The sequence below is a fragment of the Streptococcus oralis genome (genome assembly GCF_001578945.1).
GTDB classification, from domain to species: Bacteria; Bacillota; Bacilli; order Lactobacillales; family Streptococcaceae; genus Streptococcus; species Streptococcus oralis_Q.
The window spans coordinates 1-243 of record NZ_KQ969670.1 but is presented as its reverse complement, the minus strand read 5'-3'; the positions used below and the strand labels follow the sequence as shown (position 1 = coordinate 243).

General features: G+C 50.2%; 1 protein-coding gene. It reads left to right on the top strand.

Features of this window, described 5'->3' with window-relative positions; genetic code table 11:
• Positions 1-243: hypothetical protein (locus SORDD16_RS12130; protein WP_241734085.1), on the top strand; the 243-nt coding region annotated here is incomplete at both ends.

The following is a 243-nucleotide window of genomic DNA, read 5'->3' as shown; positions in this document are numbered from 1 at the left end:
AGTGCGAGCGTAAGTGCTTCTATCAGCGCCAGCCAAAGTGCTTCCGCAAGTGTAAGTGCTAGCCAATCCGCAAGTGCTTCAGTATCTGCTAGTCAAAGCGCCAGTGCCTCTGCATCGAACAACCAAAACTCAAGTTCGATCTCAGCAAGCCAATCAGCTTCAGCATCAGTATCTGCAAGTCAAAGCGCCAGCGCCTCTGCATCGAACAACCAAAACTCAAGTTCGATCTCAGCAAGCCAAAGT